16 protein-coding genes are annotated in these 23,955 nt (G+C 63.4%); 5 read left to right on the forward strand and 11 right to left on the reverse strand.

Annotated features, from left to right (window positions below; translation table 11 throughout):
- Nucleotides 1–66 precede the first annotated feature (66 nt).
- The 3 genes from DM806_RS11660 to gloA2 all read left to right on the forward strand — a co-directional run bounded on the left by DM806_RS11660 (nt 67) and on the right by gloA2 (nt 2,861).
- Nucleotides 67–519, forward strand: a complete 453-nt coding sequence (locus DM806_RS11660; protein WP_179043369.1) for a MaoC family dehydratase — start codon at nt 67–69, stop codon at nt 517–519.
- Nucleotides 520–620: 101 nt separating this feature from the next.
- Entirely contained in the window at nt 621–2,471 is a 1,851-nt protein-coding gene (gene ilvD, locus DM806_RS11665) for a dihydroxy-acid dehydratase (RefSeq protein ID WP_179043370.1), read from the forward strand.
- Between the two features lie 9 nt (nt 2,472–2,480).
- Nucleotides 2,481–2,861, forward strand: a complete 381-nt coding sequence (gene gloA2, locus DM806_RS11670) for an SMU1112c/YaeR family gloxylase I-like metalloprotein (protein WP_218647471.1) — start codon at nt 2,481–2,483, stop codon at nt 2,859–2,861.
- A gap of 182 nt (nt 2,862–3,043) precedes the next feature.
- On the opposite strand, the gene DM806_RS11675 is transcribed toward gloA2, so the two are convergent.
- From DM806_RS11675 to DM806_RS11690, 4 genes are all read right to left on the reverse strand, one after another.
- Nucleotides 3,044–5,575, reverse strand: coding sequence for a TonB-dependent receptor plug domain-containing protein (locus DM806_RS11675; protein WP_256869259.1), 2,532 nt, complete (start codon nt 5,573–5,575; stop codon nt 3,044–3,046).
- 130 nt (nt 5,576–5,705) lie between these two features.
- On the reverse strand, nt 5,706–6,647 hold the full coding sequence (locus tag DM806_RS11680) for an ABC transporter substrate-binding protein (protein ID WP_306294759.1): 942 nt from the start codon (nt 6,645–6,647) through the stop codon (nt 5,706–5,708).
- A 9-nt stretch (nt 6,648–6,656) separates the two neighbouring features.
- Complete coding sequence (locus DM806_RS11685; RefSeq protein WP_179043373.1) at nt 6,657–7,706, reverse strand: ABC transporter substrate-binding protein; 1,050 nt, start codon at nt 7,704–7,706, stop codon at nt 6,657–6,659.
- Nucleotides 7,707–7,721: 15 nt separating this feature from the next.
- The gene (locus tag DM806_RS11690) at nt 7,722–8,582 is read right to left on the reverse strand and encodes a TauD/TfdA dioxygenase family protein (protein WP_179043374.1); all 861 of its coding nucleotides are present in this window, start codon (nt 8,580–8,582) and stop codon (nt 7,722–7,724) included.
- 273 nt (nt 8,583–8,855) lie between these two features.
- Between DM806_RS11690 and DM806_RS11695 the strand changes: the two genes are divergently transcribed.
- Nucleotides 8,856–10,304 (forward strand): MFS transporter, encoded by a 1,449-nt coding sequence (locus DM806_RS11695; RefSeq protein WP_179043375.1) that lies wholly within the window; start codon nt 8,856–8,858, stop codon nt 10,302–10,304.
- A gap of 83 nt (nt 10,305–10,387) precedes the next feature.
- Complete coding sequence (locus DM806_RS11700; RefSeq protein ID WP_179043376.1) at nt 10,388–12,427, forward strand: amidohydrolase family protein; 2,040 nt, start codon at nt 10,388–10,390, stop codon at nt 12,425–12,427.
- A gap of 180 nt (nt 12,428–12,607) precedes the next feature.
- On the opposite strand, the gene DM806_RS11705 is transcribed toward DM806_RS11700, so the two are convergent.
- The 7 genes from DM806_RS11705 to DM806_RS11735 all read right to left on the reverse strand — a co-directional run bounded on the left by DM806_RS11705 (nt 12,608) and on the right by DM806_RS11735 (nt 23,836).
- Nucleotides 12,608–13,351 (reverse strand): FadR/GntR family transcriptional regulator, encoded by a 744-nt coding sequence (locus DM806_RS11705; RefSeq protein WP_179043377.1) that lies wholly within the window; start codon nt 13,349–13,351, stop codon nt 12,608–12,610.
- An 85-nt stretch (nt 13,352–13,436) separates the two neighbouring features.
- Nucleotides 13,437–16,295, reverse strand: a complete 2,859-nt coding sequence (locus DM806_RS11710) for a TonB-dependent receptor (protein ID WP_218647464.1) — start codon at nt 16,293–16,295, stop codon at nt 13,437–13,439.
- Nucleotides 16,296–16,499: 204 nt separating this feature from the next.
- Nucleotides 16,500–17,372 (reverse strand): rhamnogalacturonan acetylesterase, encoded by an 873-nt coding sequence (locus DM806_RS11715; protein ID WP_179043378.1) that lies wholly within the window; start codon nt 17,370–17,372, stop codon nt 16,500–16,502.
- Nucleotides 17,373–17,385: 13 nt separating this feature from the next.
- Nucleotides 17,386–18,138 carry an SDR family NAD(P)-dependent oxidoreductase gene (locus tag DM806_RS11720; RefSeq protein ID WP_179043379.1) on the reverse strand — a complete coding sequence of 251 codons (753 nt, stop codon included), beginning with the start codon at nt 18,136–18,138 and terminating at the stop codon, nt 17,386–17,388.
- A gap of 15 nt (nt 18,139–18,153) precedes the next feature.
- Nucleotides 18,154–19,422 (reverse strand): MFS transporter, encoded by a 1,269-nt coding sequence (locus DM806_RS11725; protein ID WP_179043380.1) that lies wholly within the window; start codon nt 19,420–19,422, stop codon nt 18,154–18,156.
- A complete protein-coding gene (locus DM806_RS11730) occupies nt 19,419–21,620 on the reverse strand; it encodes an alginate lyase family protein (protein WP_218647465.1) in 2,202 nt (733 codons plus the stop codon). The genes DM806_RS11725 and DM806_RS11730 overlap by 4 nt, the downstream gene beginning before the upstream one ends.
- Nucleotides 21,617–23,836, reverse strand: a complete 2,220-nt coding sequence (locus DM806_RS11735) for a polysaccharide lyase 6 family protein (protein ID WP_256869262.1) — start codon at nt 23,834–23,836, stop codon at nt 21,617–21,619. The genes DM806_RS11730 and DM806_RS11735 overlap by 4 nt, the downstream gene beginning before the upstream one ends.
- Between the last annotated feature and the right edge of the window lie 119 nt (nt 23,837–23,955).

Here is a 23,955-nt window from a genome sequence, read left to right on the forward strand (position 1 = left end):
TAATTTCCTACATTTGACATGAAATGTCGAAATTTGCGGGAAATGTGCGAAGTTAAGGGAAAGGTCATGGCGGGACGGTATTTCGATCAGTGGACCATCGGCGACCGGATCGCCCATGACATCCGTCGCACCGTGACGGAGACGGACAACCTCCTCTTCACGACCATGACCCATAATCCGCAACCGCTGCACCTCGACGCCGAGTTCGCGAAGGCCAGCGAGTTCGGCCAGATCCTCGTCAATGGCACCTTCACCTTCGCGCTGATGGTGGGCCTGTCGGTCGGCGACACGACGCTGGGAACGCTGGTCGCGAACCTTGGCTATGACAAGCTCGTCATGCCCAATCCCGTCTTCATCGGCGATACGCTGCGCTGCGAAACAGAGGTGACGGACCTCAAGTCCAGCAAGTCGCGCCCCGGCGCGGGCATCGTCACCTTCACCCACCGCCTGTTCAACCAGCGCGATGAGATCGTCTGCCAGTGCCTGCGCGTGGCGCTGCTGAAGGTCGCGCCCAGATGACGCAAGAAAATGGCGCAATGACTCCATAAAAGGAATAATATGTTTCACAGGCCGCCCCCAGCCTGTAGAGGGGCCGCGATATTGCCTGAAGGATCCGAGTCATGCCTGCCTACCGTTCCCGTACCACCACCCACGGCCGCAACATGGCCGGCGCGCGCGGCCTGTGGCGCGCGACGGGGATGAAGGACGAGGATTTCGGCAAGCCCATCATCGCCATCGCCAACAGCTTCACCCAGTTCGTGCCCGGTCACGTTCATCTCAAGGATCTGGGCCAGCTGGTCGCGCGGGAGATCGAAGCGGCTGGCGGCGTCGCCAAGGAATTCAACACCATCGCGGTCGATGACGGCATCGCCATGGGCCATGGCGGCATGCTCTATTCGCTGCCCAGCCGTGACCTGATCGCCGACAGCGTCGAATATATGGTCAACGCGCATTGCGCCGACGCGATCGTCTGCATCTCCAACTGCGACAAGATCACGCCCGGCATGCTGATGGCCGCGATGCGCCTCAATATCCCCGTCGTCTTCGTGTCGGGCGGACCGATGGAAGCGGGCAAGGCCACCGTGCGCGGCAAGAAGGTCGCGCTCGACCTGGTCGACGCCATGGTGGTCGCCGCCGACGAAAATTACACGGACGAGGAAGTGCAGACCATCGAACGGTCGGCCTGCCCCACTTGCGGCAGCTGCTCGGGCATGTTCACCGCCAATTCGATGAACTGCCTGACCGAGGCTTTGGGCCTGTCACTGCCGGGCAATGGTTCGACGCTGGCCACCCATTCGGACCGCGAGCGGCTGTTTCGTGAAGCCGGCCATGTCATCGTCGACATCACCAAACGCTATTATGAGCAGGATGACGAGAGCGTCCTGCCCCGCAACATCGCCAATTTCGCTGCATTCGAGAACGCCATGAGCCTCGACATCGCCATGGGCGGGTCGTCCAACACGGTGCTGCATCTGCTGGCCGCCGCGTTCGAGGGCGGCATCGACTTCACCATGGCGGACATCGACCGGCTGTCGCGCCGCGTGCCGTGCCTGTGCAAGGTCGCGCCGGCCAAAAACGACGTCCATATGGAGGACGTCCACCGCGCCGGCGGCATCATGGCGATCCTGGGCGAGCTGGAGCGCGCCGGCCTGATCGACGCCAGCCTGCCGACCGTTCATGCGCCGACCATGGCGGCCGCGCTAGCCCGCTGGGACATTGGCCGGACGAACAGCGAAGAAGTCCGCAACTTCTACCGCGCCGCCCCCGGCGGTGTCCCGACGCAAGTCGCCTTCAGCCAGTCGGCCCGCTGGGAGGAGCTGGACACCGACCGCGAAAAGGGCGTGATCCGCTCGGCAGACCATGCCTTCTCGAAGGATGGCGGCCTCGCCGTGCTGTTCGGCAATCTTGCGCCCGAAGGCTGCATCGTGAAGACCGCCGGCGTGGACGAGAGCATCCTCGTCTTCCACGGCACGGCGCGCGTCTATGAAAGCCAGGACGCGGCCGTCGCCGGCATCCTCGGCAATGAAGTGAAGGCGAACGACGTCGTCATCATCCGCTATGAAGGGCCGAAGGGCGGGCCGGGCATGCAGGAAATGCTCTACCCGACCAGCTATCTGAAGTCGAAGGGGCTGGGCAAGGCCTGCGCGCTCATCACCGACGGGCGCTTTTCCGGCGGCACGTCGGGCCTTTCGATCGGCCATGTCTCGCCAGAGGCAGCCGAAGGCGGCCTGATCGCGCTTGTGGAAACGGGCGATCCGATCGTCATCGACATCCCGGCGCGCGTCATCAAGGTCGATCTGGACGACGCCATCCTCGCCGAACGTCGCGCCGAGATGGAAGCGCGCGGCGACAAGGCGTGGAAGCCCTTCGGCCGCAAGCGCGAAGTATCGCCAGCGCTGCGCGCCTATGCGGCGATGACCACCAACGCCGCCAAGGGCGCGGTGCGCGACGTCAGCCAGATCGAGCGATAAGGCATGGGGCTGCGCGGCGTCCACCATATCGCCATCATCGGCTCGGACTACACGCGCTCACGCCATTTCTACACCGAAATCCTGGGCCTTCCCGTCCTGCACGAAGTGTATCGGGAGGCCCGGGACAGCTGGAAATGCGATCTCGACGCGGGCAATGCGCAGATCGAGCTTTTCTCTTTCTCCGAGCCGCCGGCCCGCCCTTCGCGCCCCGAAGCCTGCGGGCTTCGGCACCTGTCCTTCATGGTCGCCGACCTTGACGCCGAGGTGACGCGACTGGCGGGCCACGGGGTGGAATGCGAGCCGATCCGGGTCGACGAATTTACCGGCCAGCGCTTTACCTTCTTCGCCGATCCCGATGGGCTGCCGCTGGAATTGTACGAAGACGCCTGAGCCAGCCCCGGCTGCCCATGCAACTCACCGGTGCGCCTTCCAGGGCGCGCTGCGTTAAATCGGACGCAGGGCGCGCGGTCTAGTTCTTTGTTGTCGCATCGTCTTAAGCGGAGCCGAAGGCCAGCGTTGCTAAAACCGGTTCCCACTTTTAGCTGCGCTGGCCTTTGGCTCCGCATAATGCTCTAGAATTTCACGCCAACCCGCGCATAATAGAAGCCACCGCTCAGGCCGAAGGGCGCGAAATTGCCGTAGAGGCCGCTGCCGGTATTGGCCTGGATCACGCCGATATCATCGGGATAGACGTCGAACAGATTGTTCGCGCCCACGGCCAGGTTGATCGACCGCGTGACCTGCGCCGAAATGTCGAGGTCCGTCACCCATTTCGGACTGAAAGTGCGGTCATCCGCCGTCGACGTCTGGCTGGTGCCGGTTTCCGTATATTTGCCGAAGCGGGTCACGCGCAGCAGGTTGCGGAGCGCGCCGATCGTCCATTCGCTGCTCAGCACCAGCTTGTCGCGCGGCGTCGCGCTGGTCAGGTCCGCGCGCGCCTGCCGGCCGAACAGGATCGTGTTGGACAGGTTGGCGGGATTGGCCGCGACATCCAGCAGCCTGGTCTTGTTGTAGCTATAGGCGGCGTTGAGCTTGAAATCGCCCAATGAGCCGGTGCGAAGCGTATATTCCGCCACGGCGTCGATGCCGCGCGTGCGGGTATCGACGCCGTTGATGAAGAATTGCGCGCTGCTGATGCCCGGCACCCCACGCGCCGCCAGTATCGCCGTAACTGCGGGACTGGCGAGGATCGCCTTGGCCTCCGCGCTGTTGAGGATTTCGGTCTTCACGATCCGGTCCTTGATCCGAATCTGATAGCCGTCAACGGTCAGGCGGAAAGCCCCGCTTTCGAAGGTCGCGCCGGCGGTGAAGTTCAGCGATTTTTCCGGCGTCAGCGGTTTGGCACCGAAATAGCCGGCGATCGGATCGTTAGGCGCCAGAAACTTGACGAGTTGCGGCACGCGATCGCCATTGATGGTTATGCTGGTATTTTGCGAGGTCGAGAAGCCCTGCTGTGCCAGCGAGGGCGCGCGGAAGCCGGTATTGACGCCGCCGCGCAGGGCGAAGCCGGGCAATATCTCGTAGCGGGTTGAGAATTTGCCGCTGACCGTGTCGCCCGAACTGTCGGTATAATGTTCGGCCCGGCCGGCAACACCCACGAACCAGGCCTTGGTGATGTTGGCGCCGATATCGACATAGGCGGCGACATTGTTGCGGGTAAGGACGAAGGCGTCGGCCGGGGTCGTGCCGGTGAAGGAGACGAGGCTGGCCGCCGGACGCTGGCCGCCATAGGCCAGCTGGAAGGGCGTGGCGCCGGTCGGGATGACATAGCCGCCGTCGCGATAGCTGTCGGGTTCACCCGCCTTGTTCTGGAACCGCTCCCACCGATGTTCGAAGCCGAAGGCCAGGGTCAGCGGCTCCGCCAAGCCCAGCTCGAAGGTCCGGCTGAAATCGGCATTGTTGACCCAGAGGCTGGAAATCTGCTTGCCCATGAAGAAGCTGGTCTTGCTGCTCGGTCCCAGCGACGGGTTGAGCGTGTCCACCGCGCCCAGCTTTACGTCGTCCCGGCCGAAGCTGCTGCTGAAGTCCGCGTCGAAGCCGGCCAGCGTGGTTCGCACCCCGGCCGTGACCTGGAAGTCGGTTTCCCAGATGCGCCGCTTGGCCAGGAAGCCGTTGGGAAATATTTCCGGCAGCGAGTTGATGTTGTTAGCGTTGAACTGGCCACGGCCATCCTTGATATCGCGATAGCTGAGCGTCGAGAAGCTGTAGAGCGTCGTGGCGTCGCTCAGGGGCAGTTCCGCATTATAGGAGCCGTTGACGATATAATCGCGGTTGGTGCGGCCATAATTGCCGGCCCGGTTGCGGTCGATCGTCGCTTCGCGCGGATCGCGGGAGCCGTTCGCCAGACGGGGATAGAGGTCGACCGAGTCCGCGACGATCGCGCCGGACGGGTCGGCGCGATCATGGAACTTGCCTTCTGCCGCAAAGCGGACGAAGCCGCCGTCCGCGCCCAGCCGGCTGCCATAGCTGACCGACTGCTGGATCAGTTCCCCGCCCCTTTCATAAAGGCTGCCGGCGGTCGTGGCGAACTCGCCGCCTTCGGGCGAGGCGTCGAGGATGAAGTTAATGACTCCCGAGATCGCGTCCGACCCATATTGGGCGGCTGCGCCGTCGCGGAGCACTTCGACGCGGCCGATGGCATTGGCGGCAAGCAGGTCGATATCGACCGGGGTGCTGCCGCCCGACACGCGGGAGAGATTGTTGATGAGCGAGGTGGTGTGCCGACGCTTGCCGTTGACCAGCACCAGCACATAATCACCGCTCAGACCCCGGATGGAGATCGGCTTGGCGCCCGACGAAGTACCGCCGCCGCCCAGCGCCGGGACGGTCAATGACGGCACGATATTGCCCAATATGTCCTTCAGGCCGACGCGGCCGGTCGCCTGCAATTCACGCGTGTCGATGACGTCGATCGGCACCGGACTGTCCGCCACCGTGCGCGGCCGCGCGCCACGCACGCCGGTCACGACGATGGCGCCGCCCTCTGCGATCGCATCATCGGGCGCGGCCGGCTGGACGGCATCGGCAGCATGGGCGCTGCCGGCAAGGGCGACAACGAAATAGACAGTCGAAGCCGTGCGCTTCAGCAGAGTCGGTAGGATCATCATCATTCCCTGAAACATGTATTTCGGGGACGATTGCTATCGGTCGCAGCGCGGCAAATTAAGCAATTTAAACTGCAAGTCGGTTTAGTTTAATTTTATTTTAAATTTCCAATATATCGATGAGATATATTCATAGTATGACGAAGGCGTCATCCAGTGGCCGGGTCGGCTTGATTTCTCCCGCATCACGAAAGGTATCGAGGACGATGTTCTGGTCCGCGACAATGGCCCGGCTGATCGGCACGGCGTGGCGGCTATTCTTGCGCACCATGATAAGCGCTATATCCAGCGGCAATCCGGTTTCCGCCGCCAGCACCCTGGCATAATCTGCGGGGTGCGCCGCCGCCCAGTCCAGCGCCTTCGCCTCCCGTTGCAGGAAGTCGACGAGGATCGTCCGCTTGCGCGCGATCGCCTGTTCATTGGCCACTTCGAACGCATAGCCGTGGATCAGCGTCTGTCCATCGGCGATGACGCGCGCGCCTTCCTTCAGCGCGGTCGACGTGTAGGGCGTCCAGCAGGCCCAGGCATCGATGGTGCGCGTGGCGAAGGCCGCGCGCGTGTCGCCCGGCGTCAACCAGGTGAAATGCACCGTGTCCGGCGGCAGGCCCGCCTCATGCAAGGCGCGCAGGGCGAGATAATAGCCGATCGACCCGCGCGTGGTGGCTATGCGCTTGCCCTTCAGGTCCGCGATGGTGCGCACTGGCGAGTCGCCGGGTACGATGATGGCCACAGCCTCGCTGGGGCGCGGATCGCTGCGCTGGGCCGAAACGGCCTTGATCGGCAGGCCGCTCTGGTATGCGAACTGGAACGGCGCATCGCCCGCCAAGCCGACATCGACAGCGCCGCTGCCGACGGCTTCCAGCAGATTCTGCGCCGCGGGGAACTCCGCCCATTCGATCGCATAGCCGATACCATCCAGTGCGCCGGACGACAGCATCAGCGCCTTGGTGCCCCCCTTCTGGCTGCCGACCTTCAGTGTGTCGGCATCAGCGCCGCGGCCACAACCGGCGAGCAGGCCGGTGGCGGCGAGGCTCGCCAGCGCGCGGCGGCGGGACAGGAGCATCCACGTCATAGGTGCAACCTATGCGCCGATGCGGCTGATCGCCTCTGCCACCTGCTGGTTGAACGATCCGTCATAACCCTTGTCCGCCCTTGGAATGCCCGGAATTAGCCCGGCCGCGTGATAGCGCTCGAAGATCAGCCCCTGTTCGCGCACAAGGGCCGCATCGATCGGCACTGCCGACCCGACATAGGATCGGGCGGCAAAACGCGCCACCTCGAATGACAGGCCGGTGTCCGCCGCCAGCACACGGGCATAATCGTCGAGATGATCGCGCGCCCAGGCCCGCGCGCGAGCCAGCCGCGCGACATAGTCGCTGAGCAGCGCCCGCTTCCGTTCGATCGTCTGGTCATTGGCGGCATAGAATCCGACGCCGGTGGGCAGATTGCCGCCGTCGGCCAGTATCCGGTCGCCATCCTCCAGCACGGCGATGCCGACATAGCTGCCCCAGGTGGACCAGGCGTCGATCGCGCCGGACGCCAGTGCGGCCTTCGATTCCCCATTGGACAAATAGGTCCAATGGATCGTCCGGGGATCGATGTGCGCCCGTTCGAGCAACCGCAGCACCAGATCCTGACCCGCCGATCCACGGATCGTCGCCACCTTCCTGCCGCGCAGGTCGGCAAGCGTGCGGATGGGCGAATTTTTCGGCACGACGATGGCCGACGCCTTGCCGGCATGATCTCCCATGGGCCGATAGGCAGTGACCGCCCTGATATGCGCGCCGCTGGCATAGGCGAAAGCGAAAGGCGCGCCGCCGATACCGCCAATGTCGATCGCCCCGGCGTCCAGCGCCTCCAGCAATGGCGAAGCCGCCGGGAACAAGGCCCATTTGATCCGGTAGGGCAGGTCGTCCAGTTCACCCGCCGCCTTGAGCAGCGCCTGCGCGCCGCCGCGCTGATCCCCGACGATCAAGGTCCGGGTATCCTCTGCCCCAGCCCGCGAGGCAGGGCGAAGCAGCACGACGGCAAGTGCCGCCAGCGCCAACACCAGCGCGCCCCACAGCCATGGGCGGGAGCGGCGGCGCGCTGCCGCCGCTCCATCGGAATCGAATGCGACCGTATCGGCCATCGTCCCTTCGCCCCTTCACAGATCGGCGTAGAGCGGCTCATCGGCGATCAGGACACGGTGCAGCAGGCGTGGATAGTCGCCATAGTTGCGCACCGCATAATGGACGGCGGCGCGATTGTCCCAGAAGGCGACCGAGCCGGGCTTCCACGAGAAGCGGACCTGGAATTCGGGCCGCTTATATTGCAGCAATATCTGGTCGATCAGGTCGCGGCTTTCCGCCAGTTCGACACCCAATATCTGCGGATTCTGCGTCAGGTTGACCCACAGGATCTTCTGCCCCGTCTCGCGATGGGTGCGTACCACCGGATGGGCGACGATCGGATAGTCATGGCCATCCGCCAGCAGGGCCGGACGATAGTCATGGGTGACGTGCAGCCCCTCCAGCCTGTCCTTCAGTTCCTCCGAAAGCCCCTCATAGGCAAGATGCGCGTCGACCCAGACGGTGTCGCCACCCACCGGCGGAAGGTCGACCGCGCGCAGCACCGCGCCCCAGGTCGGCACCAGGCGCCAGCTGGTGTCGCTATGATAGGCCTCGCCCGGCCTGATCTTCACCTTCGCCTGGCGCTTGTCGAAGCGCGCATTGTCCAGTGCGGAGATATTATGGATCGGCGTGACCTTGGGGTCATGGGTCGTACTGGGATGGGTGTAGAGTGGCCCGAATTCACGCGCGAAGGCGGCGTGGCTATCATTGTCGAGCTGCTGGTCGCGGAAGAAGACGACCTTATATTCCAGCACTGCCGCGCGAATGGCGTCGCGCACGTCCGGGCTGATCGGCTTGCCGATGTCGACGCCGTGGATTTCCGCACCGATCGTGGGTTGGAGCGGGCGAATGTCAAGTTGCGCGGCGGCGATGATTTCGGCTGCGGCTGTGGACATGATGTCATCCTTTCCTGCCAGAAAGCTCCCGATATGGAGCGATGATCAAGGCGTATGAAATCCTGCCGTGCAAATCCCATGATTATTTCTTGATCCCCTATGACAGTCCATGATTGGACTGTCGCAATTTCCGCCAATCCCTAAAAACCCAGCAAAACCCGTACCCTTCTATTTGGAAAGGATAAGGGTCGCCGAGAAATTCCAATAAGGTGCGCCTTGCCAGAAGGCGGCTGGAGGCGCGAGAGGCAGCTTTCCTTTGCAGCGGGGGTGCCCATGGACATGATCACTGGCGAGGCCGCGCGCGAGGCGGGCGGCCGCTTCGGCGCGCCGCCTGCGCCTCTCTCCCCGATCGCGCCGCTGATCGTCGGATCGGCACTGCTGATGCAGGGGATCGACGGTACCGCCATCACCGTCGCCCTGCCTGCCATGGCCCAGGCATTGGGCACCGATGTGCTGCGCATGAACCTGGCGGTCAGCGCCTATCTGCTTAGCATCGCGGTCTTCATCCCGGCGAGCGGCTGGATTGGCGAACGGTTCGGCGCACGCACCAGCTTTTGCTGGGCGATCGGCCTGTTCATCCTGGCCTCCCTCTTCTGCGGCCTTGCCACATCGCTGCCGCAGCTGATCGCCGCACGCGTCATGCAAGGCATTGGCGGCGCGATGATGGCGCCGGTCGGCCGGCTGATGATGCTGCGCGCCGTGCCGCGCCATGACTATGTGCGCGCCATTTCCCTCTACACCGCGCCCGCGCTGATGGGGCCGGTGCTGGGTGCGCCGTTGGGCGGGCTGATCGTACAGCTGTCTTCCTGGCACTGGATCTTCTTCATCAACATTCCGCTGGGTTTCATCGGCATCGCCGCGACGCTGCACCATGTGCCGGATTTGCGCAGTCCCCATCCCGGCCCGTTCGACCTGCCCGGTTTCCTGCTCCTTGGCATGGGCCTGTGCTGCGGCACGCTGGCCCTGACGGGAATCGCCGGGTCGATGGAATGGCAGGCCATCGCGCTGCTGACGCTCATCGGCCTGATCGCCTTGCCGCTGGCGGTCCTCCATGCGCGGCGCGCCCGCCATCCGCTGCTCGACCTCAAGCTGCTGCGCGTGCACAGTTTTCGTGTCGTCATGCAATATGGCACCCTTTGGCGCGTGACGGTAGCGGGGATCCCCATCCTGCTCGCCCTGCTGCTGCAGGTCGGGCTAGGCCTTGGTCCGCTTGCCAGCGGCCTGATCCTGTTCACCAGCGGCGCAGGTGCGCTCGCGATGAAGGCGGTGGCGGGCACGATCCTGCATCGCTTCGGCTTCCGCCGGGTGATGATCGCCAACGCCGTGATCGCCGCGCTGTTCGGCCTCAGCTATGCGCTGTTCGACGCCGGATCGCCGCTATGGCTATTGATACCCGCGCTGTTTCTGGGCGGCGTATCGCGGTCCCTGCAATATACCGGCCTTGGCACATTGGCCTTTGCCGACCTGCCCGACCCGGCGATGGGCCGCGCCAGCGCGCTGGCCAGCATGTCGCAGGAACTGGCGCAGAGCCTTGGCGTCAGCATCGCCGCACTGCTGATCCAGCTGGCCATGGTCGCGCGTCATGGCAGTGAGGTCGCCGCCGCCGACATACGTCTGGCTCTCGCCCTGATGGGAGCGCTCGGCCTTATCGCAAGCCTGGGCTTTTGTGCATTGAACGAAGAAGATGGCGATGCCATTCGCCTGAGACCGGATCGGCGGTAGGCCCGCCGCCGCGACATCGAAATCCGTTGCTCCAATCGGTGAGCCTTGCCAGTCTGCACCCTTCATAGGGGAGAGACTCGAATATGCGCCTGATATTGCTCGCCACCCTTCTTGCCACCGTTTCCTCGCTCGCCGACGCCGCGCCGACGCCCAAGGAGCAGTTGATGACGCCGCCGGCGGAAGCGCGTCACTATACGATCAGTTCCACCGCCGGAAATCATGGCGATATCTGGTCCTGGAAGACGACCGACGGGCGCATTGCCTATCGCATGTCCATGTCGTTGCGCGGTTGGGTGACGGAAACCGACGAAATGATGACCCTCGGTCCCGACGGACGACCTACCGCGATCACCATTCGCGGCTATACCGATCAGGGGGACGCGACCGAGAGCTTTTCCGTAGCTGCCGACGGCACGGCGCGCTGGAAGACGGTGGTCGATGAAGGAACCGCGCCTTTCGCCGGCAAGCGCTACAACAGCTATGGCGGACCCTGGCTTGCGGGCGAGAAGGATATCGAGGCGCTGGTGGCAGCCGGTGACAAGGGCATCGACCTGCTGCCCACCGGACACGCCACCATCAGCATCGGCCAACCCGTCCGGATCGACGGCCCCCGGGGGACGCAGACGGTCAAGCTGGCTTATATCAAGGGCTATGGCTTTTCCCCCTCGCCGGTGTGGCTGGATGAACATAATCGCTTCTTCGGCAATGCAGGCATCATTTCCCTTCTGCCTGCGGGCTATGAGAAAAATGGTCCAAGGCTGAAGGATATTCAGGACCAGACGACCGCCGCCATGGTGCGGGACATCGCCCATGATTTTCTCAGTCCGACCAATCGCACCCCGACGCTGATCGATCATGTGCTCCTGTTCGACTCCGTCGCCGGGCGCTATCTGCCGGATCAGGCGGTGCTGATTGCAGACGGGAAGGTCGCCGCCGTGGGCGCGGGTGGATCGGTCCGCGCACCGAAGGGCGCGGTGGTGATCGACGGTCGGGGCAAGACGCTGTCTCCAGGCCTGTGGGACGCGCATCAACATGTCGGCGACGATTGGAATCTGCTGCAGAATGTCGCGACCGGCATGACCAATTATCGCAGCCCCGGATCGATAATCGACGAGGCGCTGGGCATCTACAAGCGCCGGGCGGCAGGCGACCTGCTTGCGCCGGATGGCAAGATATCCGTGATCATCGATCGCAAGGACCCGCTCGCGGCTCAGGGCGCGCTTACCGTGTCGTCGGCGCAGGAAGCGATAGCTGCGGTGGACAAAGTCAAGGCGGCCGGTTTGTGGGGTGTCAAATTCTACACGTCCATGACTCCGGCCTGGATCGCGCCGGCCGCCGCCGAAGCGCATAGGCTGGGCCTGCATGTCCATGGCCATGTGCCTACCGGAATGCGGCCGCTCGACGCCGTACGCGCGGGCTATGACGAAGTGACCCATATCAATTTCATCATGATGCAGGCGATGCCACAGGAAGTGGTGGACAAGGCCAATACCGCCGCGCGACTGGAGGGACCGGCGCGATATGGCAAGGATGTGGACCTTGATTCCCCCGCGATGAACGCCTTCTACACGGAACTCGCGACGCGAAGGACGATTATCGATCCAACACTGACCGTCTGGGAACCGTTGATGACGTCGGACGGCACCAGCCTGTCGCCCGAATATGCGCCGTTCGCGGATGTTGCCCCGCCCTCCATCGTGCGGGGATGGAAGATCGGCGGCTATCCCCTGGCGGATGGACTGACGCGCGATGATTATCGCAAGAGCTTCGACAAGATGGTGGGCCTGGTGGGACGCCTGCACAAGGCCGGTGTCAGGATCGTCGCCGGCACCGACGGCTATGGGCTGGAGCTGGTGCGCGAACTCGAACTCTACGAAAAGGCCGGGTTAAGCAATGCGGAGGCATTGCAGACCGCAACGATCATTCCCGCGACGATCACCGGCATGGCGGATCGTGTCGGCTCGATTACGCCCGGCAAGACGGCGAACATCATTCTGGTCGATGGCGACGTATCCCGGGACCTGACCAATCTTCGGCATGTCAACACCGTGTTCCTGGATGGCTATCGCCTGAACGGCGATGCCTTGCGAAAAGCCAGCGGCCTGACCGGAATGCCAAGATAAGGGACATGGCCGGCGGGGCGGAGACGGAGCAGCCACGGGCTGGCATGCGCCCGTCCCCGCCGAAGCCCGGAAGGTAGGCAGCAATAGCTGGCGCAATCTGCGCGACGGCCAACCGACGGTTGCCCCTCGGAACGCCCCCGCAGCATACAGCCGATCCTGGCATTCAGCCGATCTTGGCATTCAGCCGATCTTGGCGCTCATCAAAAAGCGCTCCCGGCTTTCCTGCGCCTTGCGCTTCAGCTCCGAAATCGCACGCTCCTCCGTCGCGTCCAGCATCGACCCCAAGAGTCGGTTGAAATGCTGCCGCATCGCAAGCCGCGCGCCTTGCGAATCACGCCGGCGCAGCGCCTCCACAATCGCGCCATGCTCATCCTGGCGGGTCAAACCGTCATGATGGCACACGCTTTCATGCGTATCGCGCACTTCGGGCAGTTCGGTGCGCAATCGCCAGAGCGTCCGCACGACATGGGTGATCGCCGCGTTGCCCGACGCGGACGCAATCACCATGTGAAATTCCCGGTCGATGGCGGTCGATGCCTCATCATCGCCATCGTCCAGGGCCATGGCGGCAAGCAGTTCGTCCAGCTTCGCCAGCGCCGCATCGGAAATCACCGGCGCGGCCAGCGCCGCCGCTTCCGATTCGAACAGCGACCGGGCCTCCGTCAATTCCAGTGCGCTGACCCTGGGCAACGCTTCGTCATTGCGTTCGCTGCGTTCCGCGACATAGACACCCGATCCGGTCTTGATCTTGATCACGCCGACCGCCTGCAAGGCGATTTCCGCCTCGCGGATGGTGACGCGGCTGACATTGAAGCGTTCGGCCAGTTCGCGCTCGCCGGGCAGCCGCGTTCCGGGGGGAAACACGCCCTCATCGATCAGCGCGATGATCTGGTCTGCAATACCCTGAAACAGCCTGTCAGCCATGACGCTTCTTCTTTCTCATTGTCATGTCCGCTTCATAGCTTCCATGCCAAAATGAAGCAATTGCCTGACCAATGATCCAGCCAGACTATAGTTTGACCCGCACGCCCAGGAAATAGCGCGATCCATAATAATGATATTGGCGGATGCTGCCCGGCACCGGCATATCGGTGATCTTGGGTTCGTCGAAGATGTTCACGGCCTGGAATTGCAGCTGCATATTCTTCGTGATGTCATAGGATGCGCGCAGGTCCAGCGTGTCGTTTCCCCGTACATAGCGCAACTGGCTGTTGCCGCCGACAAAGTCCTGATAATAGTTTGACCGGTAATTATAAATAGCCTGAAGGTTGAGACCGCCCAGCGCATAATAGAGCTGCGCTGACACCACATGTTTGGAATAGCCAGATAGATTGGCAGCCGGGATCATGCCCGGCGTGGTTATACCGGTTTCCGGGTTCAGCACCGCGCCCAGCCGGATATCTTCATTGCGGAAGTTGGAATTCGCATAATTATAGCTGATCTTGCCGCCCAGCCCGTCAAGCGGCGCCGGCAGCCAGGAGAAACGGTTGGCCAGCGTCACTTCCAGACCATAGACCCGGCTCTTTTCGCTGCTATTCTGGGTCTGGACGACGGGAATGGAATAATCCTGCCCGCCTATGGTGAGATTCTCGTCGATCACTACCGGAATGAATCCGCCAGTGAACTGCTTGTAATAGACGGTTGCGGAAAATAGCGAGTCCCGGTTGAGATAATATTCGATCGCTGCATCCACGTTCCAGGACATGAGCGGCTGGAGGCGGGGCGATCCGTTGGCGGTGATCAGGCTGATGGCATCCTCGACCGAACTGAAATTATTGCCGTCCTCCAGCTGGATCGTCCGGCCTGCGCCCAGGGAACTGGGAGCCGGTCGCGACATGGCGCGATAAGCGGCGACACGGGCCAGCACATTGGGCTGCAATTCGAAGATCGCGTTCAGGCTTGGCAGGAATTTGGTCGATTTGCTTCTGATCGTCACGGTGTCGAACACGCCGCTGTCGACCAGCCGGATCGAGCCATCCGGATTGGCCACCACCTGCAAATCGCTACGCAGACCATTGGACGTGACCTTGGTCTGCACCGCCCGCACGCCGAAATTGCCCCGCACGGGCATGTCGCCAAGGCTGCTTTCATAATTGGCCATGACATAGGCGGCGAGCGTCTTTTCCATCACGTCGCGGTTCGCGACCGATCGCACATCAGCATTGCGGCCGGGATCTTCCGTGCCGAGATATTGCTGGAACTGGCAGACGGGATCGAAGGTCGCCCAGCTCGACATCTGGTTGCCCGGCGCATTGGACAGATAGTCGGTCTGCGGGAAAACAGTGCGACAGGCGAGATTGACTGCCCGATCGACAGCGCGGTCGTCCTGCGTGATTTCGACGCGATCATCATAATCGGAATAGGTCAGCTTCGTCCAGCGCGCACCCACGGCAAGGCTGTTGAAGAACCCATCCATTTCATAAGTGGCATCCAGCCGCCCCGCCAGAATCTTATTGCGCCGCTGCAATTCGTCGCGCCGCAGCCGGGCATCGTCGCTGAACAGACCATGGTCATTGACGTCGAAGCGCGGATTGAGCGTGATTGCCGGCGCATAGCTGCCCGGCGCAACATCATAGACATAGCCGACACGCTGGTTGTTGAGCGTGGTGCGATTGCCGTAGATATCGAGCGGATCGGTACGCAGCCGGACGGATCGCTCGACATCGGTGCGGGTGGTCCGCGAATAGGACGCGTCCGCCTTGATCGTCAGTCGATCGGTCGGGGTCCAGGCGATATTCGCGCCGCCGCCCAAATATTCCTCGTCCCGCTCCAGCAGCGTACCGACCGCCTCCAGCGAGGTCAGCCCCTCGACATGGGTCAGCACGCCATTGTCGTCATAGGCGATATTCTTCAGGCCATAGCGCAGTTCCGACAGGTTGAGGTCGCGCCGGTCCTCGGCATAGTCGCGCTTGGAATATTGGACGTCCACATTGATATCCAGCGTCGGGCTGGGCCGCCATTGGATCGCCCCGAAAATCGCATCGCGCTTGTCGCGCTCGCTGATCTGGCGATAGGTGGCGGCGTTGGGGACGAGAGCAAAAGGGGTGCCTGCCGCCGCCGCTTCGCGACTGACTTCCGTGCAGTTTCCGTTAGCCACGGTGACGGTGGGATTGCAGGCCACCCAGGTTGAACTGGCGGCATAGGTTTCTTCGGGATTGTTGGTCTTGTTGCGCTGGACCCCGACCGCGATGCCGATTTCGCCGAGGGCGCCCGCATCGAACTGGTCGACATAGCTGGCCGTGCCGCGCCAGCCCCAGGCGCTCGAACCCACGATCCGGTCCTGATAGGGGCTGTAATTGCCCTTCATCTCCAGCTGGATACGACGTTTCCGGAACTCCAGCGGGCGGATGGTGCCCAGTTCGATCGTGCCCGCAACGCCGCCCTCGACCAGATCGGCCTGCTGCGTCTTGTAGATCTTGATGCCATTGACCAGTTCGGAGGGGAACTGATTGAAATTGACCGCGCGGTCGCCGCTGCCATTCGATGCGTCGCGCCCGTTGAAGGTCGTGTTGCTGAGGAAGGACCCCAGACCGCGCAGGGAGATTTCCGACGCGCCGCCTTTTTCACGATGGGTGGTTGCGCCAGTGATCGTCTGGATCGCTTCACCCACCGACAGCGCAGGCAGGTCGCCAATCTCCGTCGACGACAAGGCATCGACGATCGCGGTTTCCTTGCGCTTGGCGCTGATCGAGGTCTGCAACGTCTCGCGAATGCCGGTGACGACGATATCGGGCGCGCTCGCCACATCGGCCTCCGGCGCGGCGATACCCTGGGCATGGGCCGTGGGCACGACGCCAAGGGCGATTCCCGCCAGAAGACAGGCCTTCAGGCTCTTGCTCCGCATGGTCCGTTGACGAGACGCCATCATGATTCCTCTCCCTATAGGTATTTTTTCCTTAGCTGACCGGGTTGACGATATCTGTCAATCCATATGTTCAGTCCAATATATATATTTATTTCATACCAGATTGGTATAGATCGTCGCAAAGCCATAATCCGACGCACGCGCAAGGTTTCACGCTCGCGCACGTGCCGCCTTGAGGATGACCGGAATTGCTGCCCGCCGGGGCGATCAGGGTGCGATCTGGCTTCGCAGGTCGGGGACGGCCATCGCCAGCTCCCTAGCGACAAGAGCGGCGAACAATTCCGCTCCCTTGTCCCCGACATGGGTATAGTCGAACTTGCGCTGGAACTGGCCTCGGGGGCCATCGGCGGTCGTCGGCACGTCAGGCAGGCGCGCTTCGGCAGCGGGGCGAGGCTTGAGCGTGGTCCCGTCGCGCGCGGCGGCGCGTTCCGCTGCATTGGGTTCGGCCTGCGCCAGAGTCATGGCCTGCTCCGCTCCCATCCGCTGCACCGCTGCCGCGCTGGCGGCATTGAGGTCGACCAACGGCACCTTGAGCGCGCCGGCCACCTCCCGCACCCTGGCCGACCAGGGCGCCAATGTATTGAGGAGCTTCCCTTGCCGGAACTCGCGCCGCGTCAGCGGGGTCAGCAGCACCGGAACGGCGCCTGCGGCCCGCACCTCCTCGACCATGCGACGGAGATTGGCCGGAAATTCCTTGCCCATGTCGGTCCAGCGCTCGGCCACCGTCGACTGGTCGTTATGCGCGAACTGGATCAGCACATAGGTCTTGCGATAGCCCGGCACCCGCGCCTCGGCGAGCGCGATATCCCACGATCCCTCCTGCCGATAGCTGCGCGTCGATCGGCCGCCGCGCCCCAGATTGAGGCAGGCGGTCGACGACTTCACATGATGGGCGCAGAAGATGGAGGCCCAGCCGCTCATCGGCGCCATGGTGGAATCGCCCACCAGGATGATCTTGTTGGGGATCAGCTGTGGCGCGTCGGTCCTGACCGTGCGCCCCTTGCTGTCTTCGCCTTCCTGCGCCTGCGCCGTCGACGCCAGCAGCGCCAGCGCGACCGCCATCCATGCCTTGCGCATCATGCTCACCCTCCCGTCAGGAAAAGAACAGTCCGCCATTGATGTCGAGATTGACGCCGGTCAGGAACGCCGCCTCCTCCGACAGCAGGAAGGCGACCGCACTGGCCACCTCGCCGGGTTGGCCCTCGCGGCGGAGCGGCGTATTGCCCGCCGTCGCGGCGCGCCCTTCGGGCTTGGAGAAGATGTCGTGGAAGCTGGTGCCGATCAGGCCCGGACAGACCGCATTGACGCGAATGCCCTGCGGTCCCAATTCCTTTGCCCAACCGCGCGTCAGCGTCATCAGCGCGCCCTTGGATGTCGCATAGATGGTCGCGCCCGGCCCGCCGCCATCGCGCCCGGCCAACGAGGCGATGTTGACGATCGCGCTGCCCCTGGCGAGATGCGGCAGCGCCGCCCTGGTGACGAGGAAGGCGGATTTGAGGTTCAGGTCCATGACATGGTCGAAGAAATCCTCGTCCATCTCCGCCAGCGTCTTGCGCGCCACCATGCCGCCGGCAAGGTTCACGACATAATCGATGCGATCGCCATAGGCTGCGCTGGTCGCGGCGATCATGCCGGCGACTGCGTCAGCGCGGCTGACATCGGCCTGATGCAGCATCGCCGTGCCACCCGCCGCCTCGATCTCGGCCAATGTCTTCTCGGCCTCTTCGCGATTGCTGCGATAGTTGATGACCACCTTTGCGCCTTCGCGCGCCAGTTGCAGCGAAACCGATTTGCCGATGTCGCGGCCGCCACCGGTGACGATGGCGATCTTGTCCTTGAAACGCATGTGATGAGCCTCTTTTCAGATATGGGTTGGGGGAGAGAGTGGCGCGATCCGGCCACCCAGCAGCCAGATGCACAGCAGGGAAAGCGGCACCAGCGCGGCGGCCAGCGCGAAGATCGGCGCATAGCTGTGGACGGTCATGACCGGAACCAGCCAGGTGGTGATGAGGGTGCCGGCCACCGCCGCCGTCCCGCCCAGCCCCGCCAGCGACCCGACCGTCCCGCCGCCATAATAGTCGGCGGGCAGGGTCTGGATATTGTTGATCGCCATCTGGAATCCGAAGAGGATCGCGGCGATCAGCAGCACCGCCTGCAACGGCGCCGCGGCGTGCATGGTTAGCAGCAGCGGCGGCAGCATGATGACGCAGCCCGTCGTGATCGCGATCTTGCGGGCGAAATTCACCGTCCGGCCGCGGGCGATCAGCGCCCCGGACAGCCAGCCGCCGGTCAGGCTGCCCGCCATCGCGCCGACGAAGGGAACCCAGGCGAACAGGCCGATCTGCTGCACGTCGAAACCGAATGTCTCGGCCAGATAGATGGGCAGCCACGACACGAACAGCCACCAGACCGGATCGAGGAAGAAGCGGCTCAGGATGATCGCCCAGCTCTGGCGGTGGCGCAGCATCTGCGTCCAGCCGGGCGCATAGCCCTGCGGCCGCACATCTGCCTGTGCATCGTTACGGCCCAGGATATGGTCGCGCTCCGCCTGGCTGAGCCAGGGATGCGCGTCCGGGTCCGCGCGATAGAAGAAGAGCCACGGCACCAGCCAGAGGAAGCCCAATATGCCGATCAGCAGGAAGGTCGTCCGCCAGCCGAAACCGGTGAACAGCAACGCCACCAGCGGGGCCGACACGATCGCGCCCAGCGATGCGCCGGCGTTGAAGATGCCCTGCGCCAGCGCGCGTTCCTTTTGCGGGAACCAGAGCGCATTGGCCTTCGCCGCACCCGGCCAATTGCCCGCCTCGCTGACGCCCAGCGTCACCCGCAACAGCGCCAGCAGCCCGAGCGACCGCACCAGCGAATGCAGGCCGATCGACAGCGACCAGAAGAGGATCGACACGGCAAAGCCCATACGCGTGCCGATGACATCGAAAATCTTGCCGAAGGCCGACTGGCCAAATGCATAGGCGATCATGAAGGTCGTCACCAGCAGCGCATAATCCGCCTTGTCCGCGCCGATGTCCCTGGACACGGCGGGCCACATCACGGCCAGCGCATTGCGGTCGATATAGTTGATGACCGTCGCCAGCCCGATCAGGCTGATAACCATCCAGCGCATATTCTTCATCGGGCCGCTCCCTTCGCCAGATCGAAGCGGCCGACCGGGCCTTTCCAGCTGAGCGGACGGCCATTGACGGTCAGGCTGTGGCTTTTCGCTACGTCCATATCGTCGGAGATGGCCAGCACGACCTGCCGCCCGTCCTTCAGCGTAATGGAGACGACGTCCACATCCCTCTGTCGCTCATGGGTCAGATGGTCGACCGCGCTGTCGGCGCCCGTCGTGGTTTCCGCTGCCCCGTCATAGCGGCCATGCGGCTCCAGCAGGCTGACGAAAGCGGCATCCTTCGCACCGTCGAGCCGCTGCATGATGAAAGGCTCACGTCGCAGGTTGAAGCGCGGATCATTGGCACCGCTTTCGCCCAAAATCATCGTCACGCCCGGCGTCGCCACGCGATAGCTGTAGAAGCGCCCATCCTCGATCCATGTGACCACGCCATTGCCGGCGCCGAGCTTGCCGTCCGCGTCGACCCAGAGATGCTGATAGCCATTGGCCTTGCCCAGAACCGGGCGCGTCGTGACGTTCGAGGTCAGGGCAAAATCCGTATCGATCAGATGTCCGGCATAATGAAGCGGCAGGTCATAGCGTGCCGCCGTGCCGCCCTTGACCTTCAGCAGATCGACGATCAGCGGGCTTTTGAGGCCATCGACCTTCAACTGCACCAGCGCGCGACGGAACGTCACGTCGCGATAGGCGCCGGCCATTTCCGCGATCGACACACGCGTCGGCGCGTCGGTGGAGACATAGAGTTGGCGCGGCGCCAGCTGGTCGGCGCGTTTCTCGTTGGCGTCGAAATGGCTCGCTTCATTCACGACCAGCGTGTTGTGCGCGACGGTCTGCTTGGCCCAGCTCTCATTTTCGGCCAGATAGCGCCCGCCATCCTTCGCCTCGATATTGAGGAAACGTGCCGCGCCATAGTCGGTCACGATTGGATGGCCATTGTCGTAGAGCAGCCAGTTCAGCTTGTCGAAATGGCCATGCCCCATGCCCTGCGCCGTGTTCTTCGCGACCAGCAACTGGTCCTTGTCACCCGGCCCGTCGCGCAGCAGGGCGAGCGCGCCCTGGTCCCCGGCCGGTCCGTCGCGCAGCAGCACCGAGGCAAAGGGGAATGGGCGCGCCTTGCCCGCCGCCAGATCGCGCGCCACCGCCAGCCCCTGCGGCGACAGCACCGTCCGCTTCTGCCACTGGGCAATGGACAGCAGCGCAGGATCATGCGTCATGCCATAGCCGATCGCGACGGCCTGATAGAGCTCCTCCGTCCGCAGGCTCTTGTCCGGCATGGCGTCGTTCAGCGGCAGAAAATAGCCGGCATGGGTGAGCTGGATCGTGGTACGGATCGCCTTCAGCACGATGCCGTCGCGATAGGCGAAGATGCGCCGCTGCGGCTCGTTCGCCTCTACCGCCGCGGCGAAGATGACGAAGGGCTGGAGAGCGTAGCGCTGATAATATGGCCCTTCGGCATAATAGCCGTCGGGCGAGAAGAGCAGGTCGAGCTGACGCAGGAAACCCGCCTTGCCGCTCTTGTCCAGACCTTTCAACGCCTTTTCCACTAGGTCGGGATCGCGCAGCACATAGCCGGTCATGCCGACTCCGGCATTCGCCCAGGTCGCGTGATTATGGATGCGGTCGAACAGCTTGGGCGATCCGGTCGACAGAAATGCCGCCATCCTGCGAAAGACATTATCGTCGATCGTCTGGCGCTCCTGCGCCGTCAGCGCGTCGCGCACCGCATCATAGCCCTGAATGCCATAGACCAGCCAAACGCTGTCGTTGAGGCTCTGCCAGAACAGCCGCCCGGCCGCCTGATTGGATGCCGCGGGATGGGGACCGAGCGTCGGATAGAGTTTCGCATAGGCCAGCAACATGTCGCGGGCATAGTCGGCATAGCGCCGCTCGCCGGTAATGCGATAGAGCAGGCCCGCGCCGTAGAGCGCCATATAGTTGCGCTTATGCTGCTCATGGCTGGCGCCGCCACCGGCATCCCGGGGCACGGGCACGTCGACGCCGGCGCGCATGGCGGCATCCACCTGCTTGCGGACACGGGACAGTTCCTCGGCAAAGAGCGGATAGTGTTCCACCTCTTCGCCAAGACCCGAAAGCGCCGACGCATTCATCAGCACGGGCCGGGCGCTTGCGTGCGGCGCGGCCTGCGCCACGGGCGTCACGGCGATCAGAGCCATGCCGAGCAGGAGGGAACGGGCGATCAAAGCTTTTCTCCGCTGATATTGTCGGCCATCGTCACCTGCGGCCTGCCCTGAGGATAGAGCCGCGTGATTTTGGGTTCGGGCGTCGCGATCAGGCGGTTGGCGACGATCCGCGTGACGGGCGCACCGACGCTATGGGCGATCGCGATGGCGCCGCCCTGACGGAAGCTGTTCTTCTCGATCAGCGTCGATTGCACGCCTGACAGAGTGAGCAGGGCGGGGCCGCTTTGCATCACCTCATTGCCACGCACGACCAGTTCCGGTCCGAAGGTGCTTTCGTCCGTTCCCCCGCGCACTATGTCGGCCAGGCTGCCGATCTGGTCGAAACGGGAGTTGGTGATGCTGATCCGTTCCGCCGCATACAGGCCTTTGCCCCCGGTTTCGGCGGCGGCGGCGAGGATCTTGCCGGAAAGACCGGACACTGTGACGCGATCAAGGCTGATATGGTCGGCAAAAGTGGCAGCCGTGGTGGCAATCAGGTCGAAATCCGGCGCGCCATTCAACCCCGAAAAATAGCTGCCCTCCATCTCCACGGCATAATTGGCGATAGTGGAATGGCCGGACGAACGCACGACCGCATTGCCGGGCTGTCCCGGCGCCCGATCACCCCGAATAGTCAGCCCTTCGATCCGCAACCTGCCGCCCTCACCCAGGGCAAAGAGCGTCGCGGCGGAAAAGATTATCTCGGCGTCCCTGGGACCAGAAAATGTCAGGGCAGCCGTGATGGACAGGGGCGCGTCGATCGCATGGCGGCCGGCGGGAAGGCGCAGCACGTCGCCGTCTTTGGCCCTGGCGACCGCCGCGACCAGCCCCTCTCCTTCCACCGCGATCTGCCGGCCTGAGCCAAAAGCAACATCGCTTACCAGTTTTTCATACCAGACTGGCCCGACATCGGCCATGCTGACCGGCTTCAGATCACGGGGGGCGCCCAGTTTCGCCAGTGCAGGGTTCGTTGGATATAGCAGCCCATTTGCCGCCCGCCGCAGCATTACGGGACGCTGGGAGAAGCCCGCCGGCAGGGTGTCCGGCACGGTTGCGCTCGTCGCATTGTTGGCGAAGGCGATGCCTTTCATGCCTGCCTCGACTGCGAAGGGTGCGTCACCGTTTGCGCCCGTCACGATATTATCCTGCAAGCGGCTTTCCGTGGGCGGCGCCGTCCGCTCCGCATCGGCGCCCGCACCGAGCGTGATCCGCGCCACATCGATGAAACTATTCCGCGCGACGAGGGCTTGTGAAACGGGATGATAGCGGTTGATCGCCGATCCCGGCACGCCATTCATGATCGCCAGAGCGCTGGCAAAGTCGGTGCCCGCCAGTCCCTCCATATAATTGTCGCGCACCGTCTGCCGCGCATTGATGACGCGCACGCCGCCGGTATGCGGCTTGCCCTTGCCCAGAAACACATTGCGCTCGACCAGATTGCCATTGCCGTGGCGCAGAACGATCGAGCCCTGGGATTGCAGGATCAGATTGTTACGGATGATGTTGGCACCCGACTTGATCGAGACGATCTCCACTTCGCCATCGCACCGATCGAAGATATTCTCCTCCACGATACTCGCGCTGTCGGACAGGGATTCCTCGCTCGTGCCGATGCGGATCGTCTCGCCGCCATTGGAGCCAAGCGGCGGGCGCGGGCCGAAATAATTATGATCGATACGGTGCCGATTGGCCTGCGACTGTCCTTTCGGGCGGATCACCGCCAGCGTTACGCCGGCATTCCCCTTGCCCGCAAACCAGCTATGGTCGACCCGGTTGTCCGCGCCATAAAGCGAAACCCAGCGATCCTCCCTGCGGCGATCCTTCTGATTATAACGGTCGACAACAAGCTCGGTGATCCGCGAATGTGTCGCGACATGCCGGGAATCCCGGCGGAAGCTGATCACCTCGTCGCCTGGCGCATGACCGTCGCGAAATATGAGGCCGGAAACCACCAGATGCGTTCCGGCAAGCCGGAGGGATGAAGCGCCCGTAAGCAGCACCTTCCCCTTTGTCTGCGCCGTGAGCGTAATAGGCTTGCCGGGCCGGCCCGCCCCTTCGAACAGAATGGAGAAATCCTTCCATTCGCCGTCAGCAAGACGAATCGTGTCACCCGCCTTTGCCCTGGCGACCGCCGCCGGAAAGGCATCGCGGTCGCGAACGAGATAGTCTGCCGCCGCGGCATTGCCGCATATCGCCATGCCGATGGATAAACAGCTTGCCCTCCAAACCAACCGCATGACCCTCTCCTTTTTGGTATAGATGATTGGTTTGCATTATTGGACTGGTAACTCAAGCCTTTTTTGCATGGACGCTATTCCGCCCCCATTGCGGAACGCAGAATGCGAATGCCGCGGCT

Source organism: Sphingobium lactosutens (assembly GCF_013393185.1).
GTDB lineage: Bacteria > Pseudomonadota > Alphaproteobacteria > Sphingomonadales > Sphingomonadaceae > Sphingobium > Sphingobium lactosutens_A.

Excerpts from the sequence above, each read along its gene's own strand:
- DM806_RS11725 (WP_179043380.1), bottom strand. The coding sequence starts at position 19,422 with ATGAAGAATATGCGCTGGATGGTTATCAGCCTGATCGGGCTGGCGACG.
- DM806_RS11710 (WP_218647464.1), bottom strand. The coding sequence starts at position 16,295 with ATGATGGCGTCTCGTCAACGGACCATGCGGAGCAAGAGCCTGAAGGCC.
- DM806_RS11690 (WP_179043374.1), bottom strand. The coding sequence starts at position 8,582 with ATGTCCACAGCCGCAGCCGAAATCATCGCCGCCGCGCAACTTGACATT.
- DM806_RS11680 (WP_306294759.1), bottom strand. The coding sequence starts at position 6,647 with ATGACGTGGATGCTCCTGTCCCGCCGCCGCGCGCTGGCGAGCCTCGCC.
- DM806_RS11675 (WP_256869259.1), bottom strand. The coding sequence starts at position 5,575 with ATGATCCTACCGACTCTGCTGAAGCGCACGGCTTCGACTGTCTATTTC.
- DM806_RS11735 (WP_256869262.1), bottom strand. The coding sequence starts at position 23,836 with ATGCGGTTGGTTTGGAGGGCAAGCTGTTTATCCATCGGCATGGCGATA.
- DM806_RS11700 (WP_179043376.1), top strand. The coding sequence starts at position 10,388 with ATGCGCCTGATATTGCTCGCCACCCTTCTTGCCACCGTTTCCTCGCTC.
- ilvD (WP_179043370.1), top strand. The coding sequence starts at position 621 with ATGCCTGCCTACCGTTCCCGTACCACCACCCACGGCCGCAACATGGCC.
- DM806_RS11695 (WP_179043375.1), top strand. The coding sequence starts at position 8,856 with ATGGACATGATCACTGGCGAGGCCGCGCGCGAGGCGGGCGGCCGCTTC.
- DM806_RS11720 (WP_179043379.1), bottom strand. The coding sequence starts at position 18,138 with ATGCGTTTCAAGGACAAGATCGCCATCGTCACCGGTGGCGGCCGCGAC.
- DM806_RS11660 (WP_179043369.1), top strand. The coding sequence starts at position 67 with ATGGCGGGACGGTATTTCGATCAGTGGACCATCGGCGACCGGATCGCC.
- DM806_RS11715 (WP_179043378.1), bottom strand. The coding sequence starts at position 17,372 with ATGATGCGCAAGGCATGGATGGCGGTCGCGCTGGCGCTGCTGGCGTCG.
- DM806_RS11685 (WP_179043373.1), bottom strand. The coding sequence starts at position 7,706 with ATGGCCGATACGGTCGCATTCGATTCCGATGGAGCGGCGGCAGCGCGC.
- DM806_RS11705 (WP_179043377.1), bottom strand. The coding sequence starts at position 13,351 with ATGGCTGACAGGCTGTTTCAGGGTATTGCAGACCAGATCATCGCGCTG.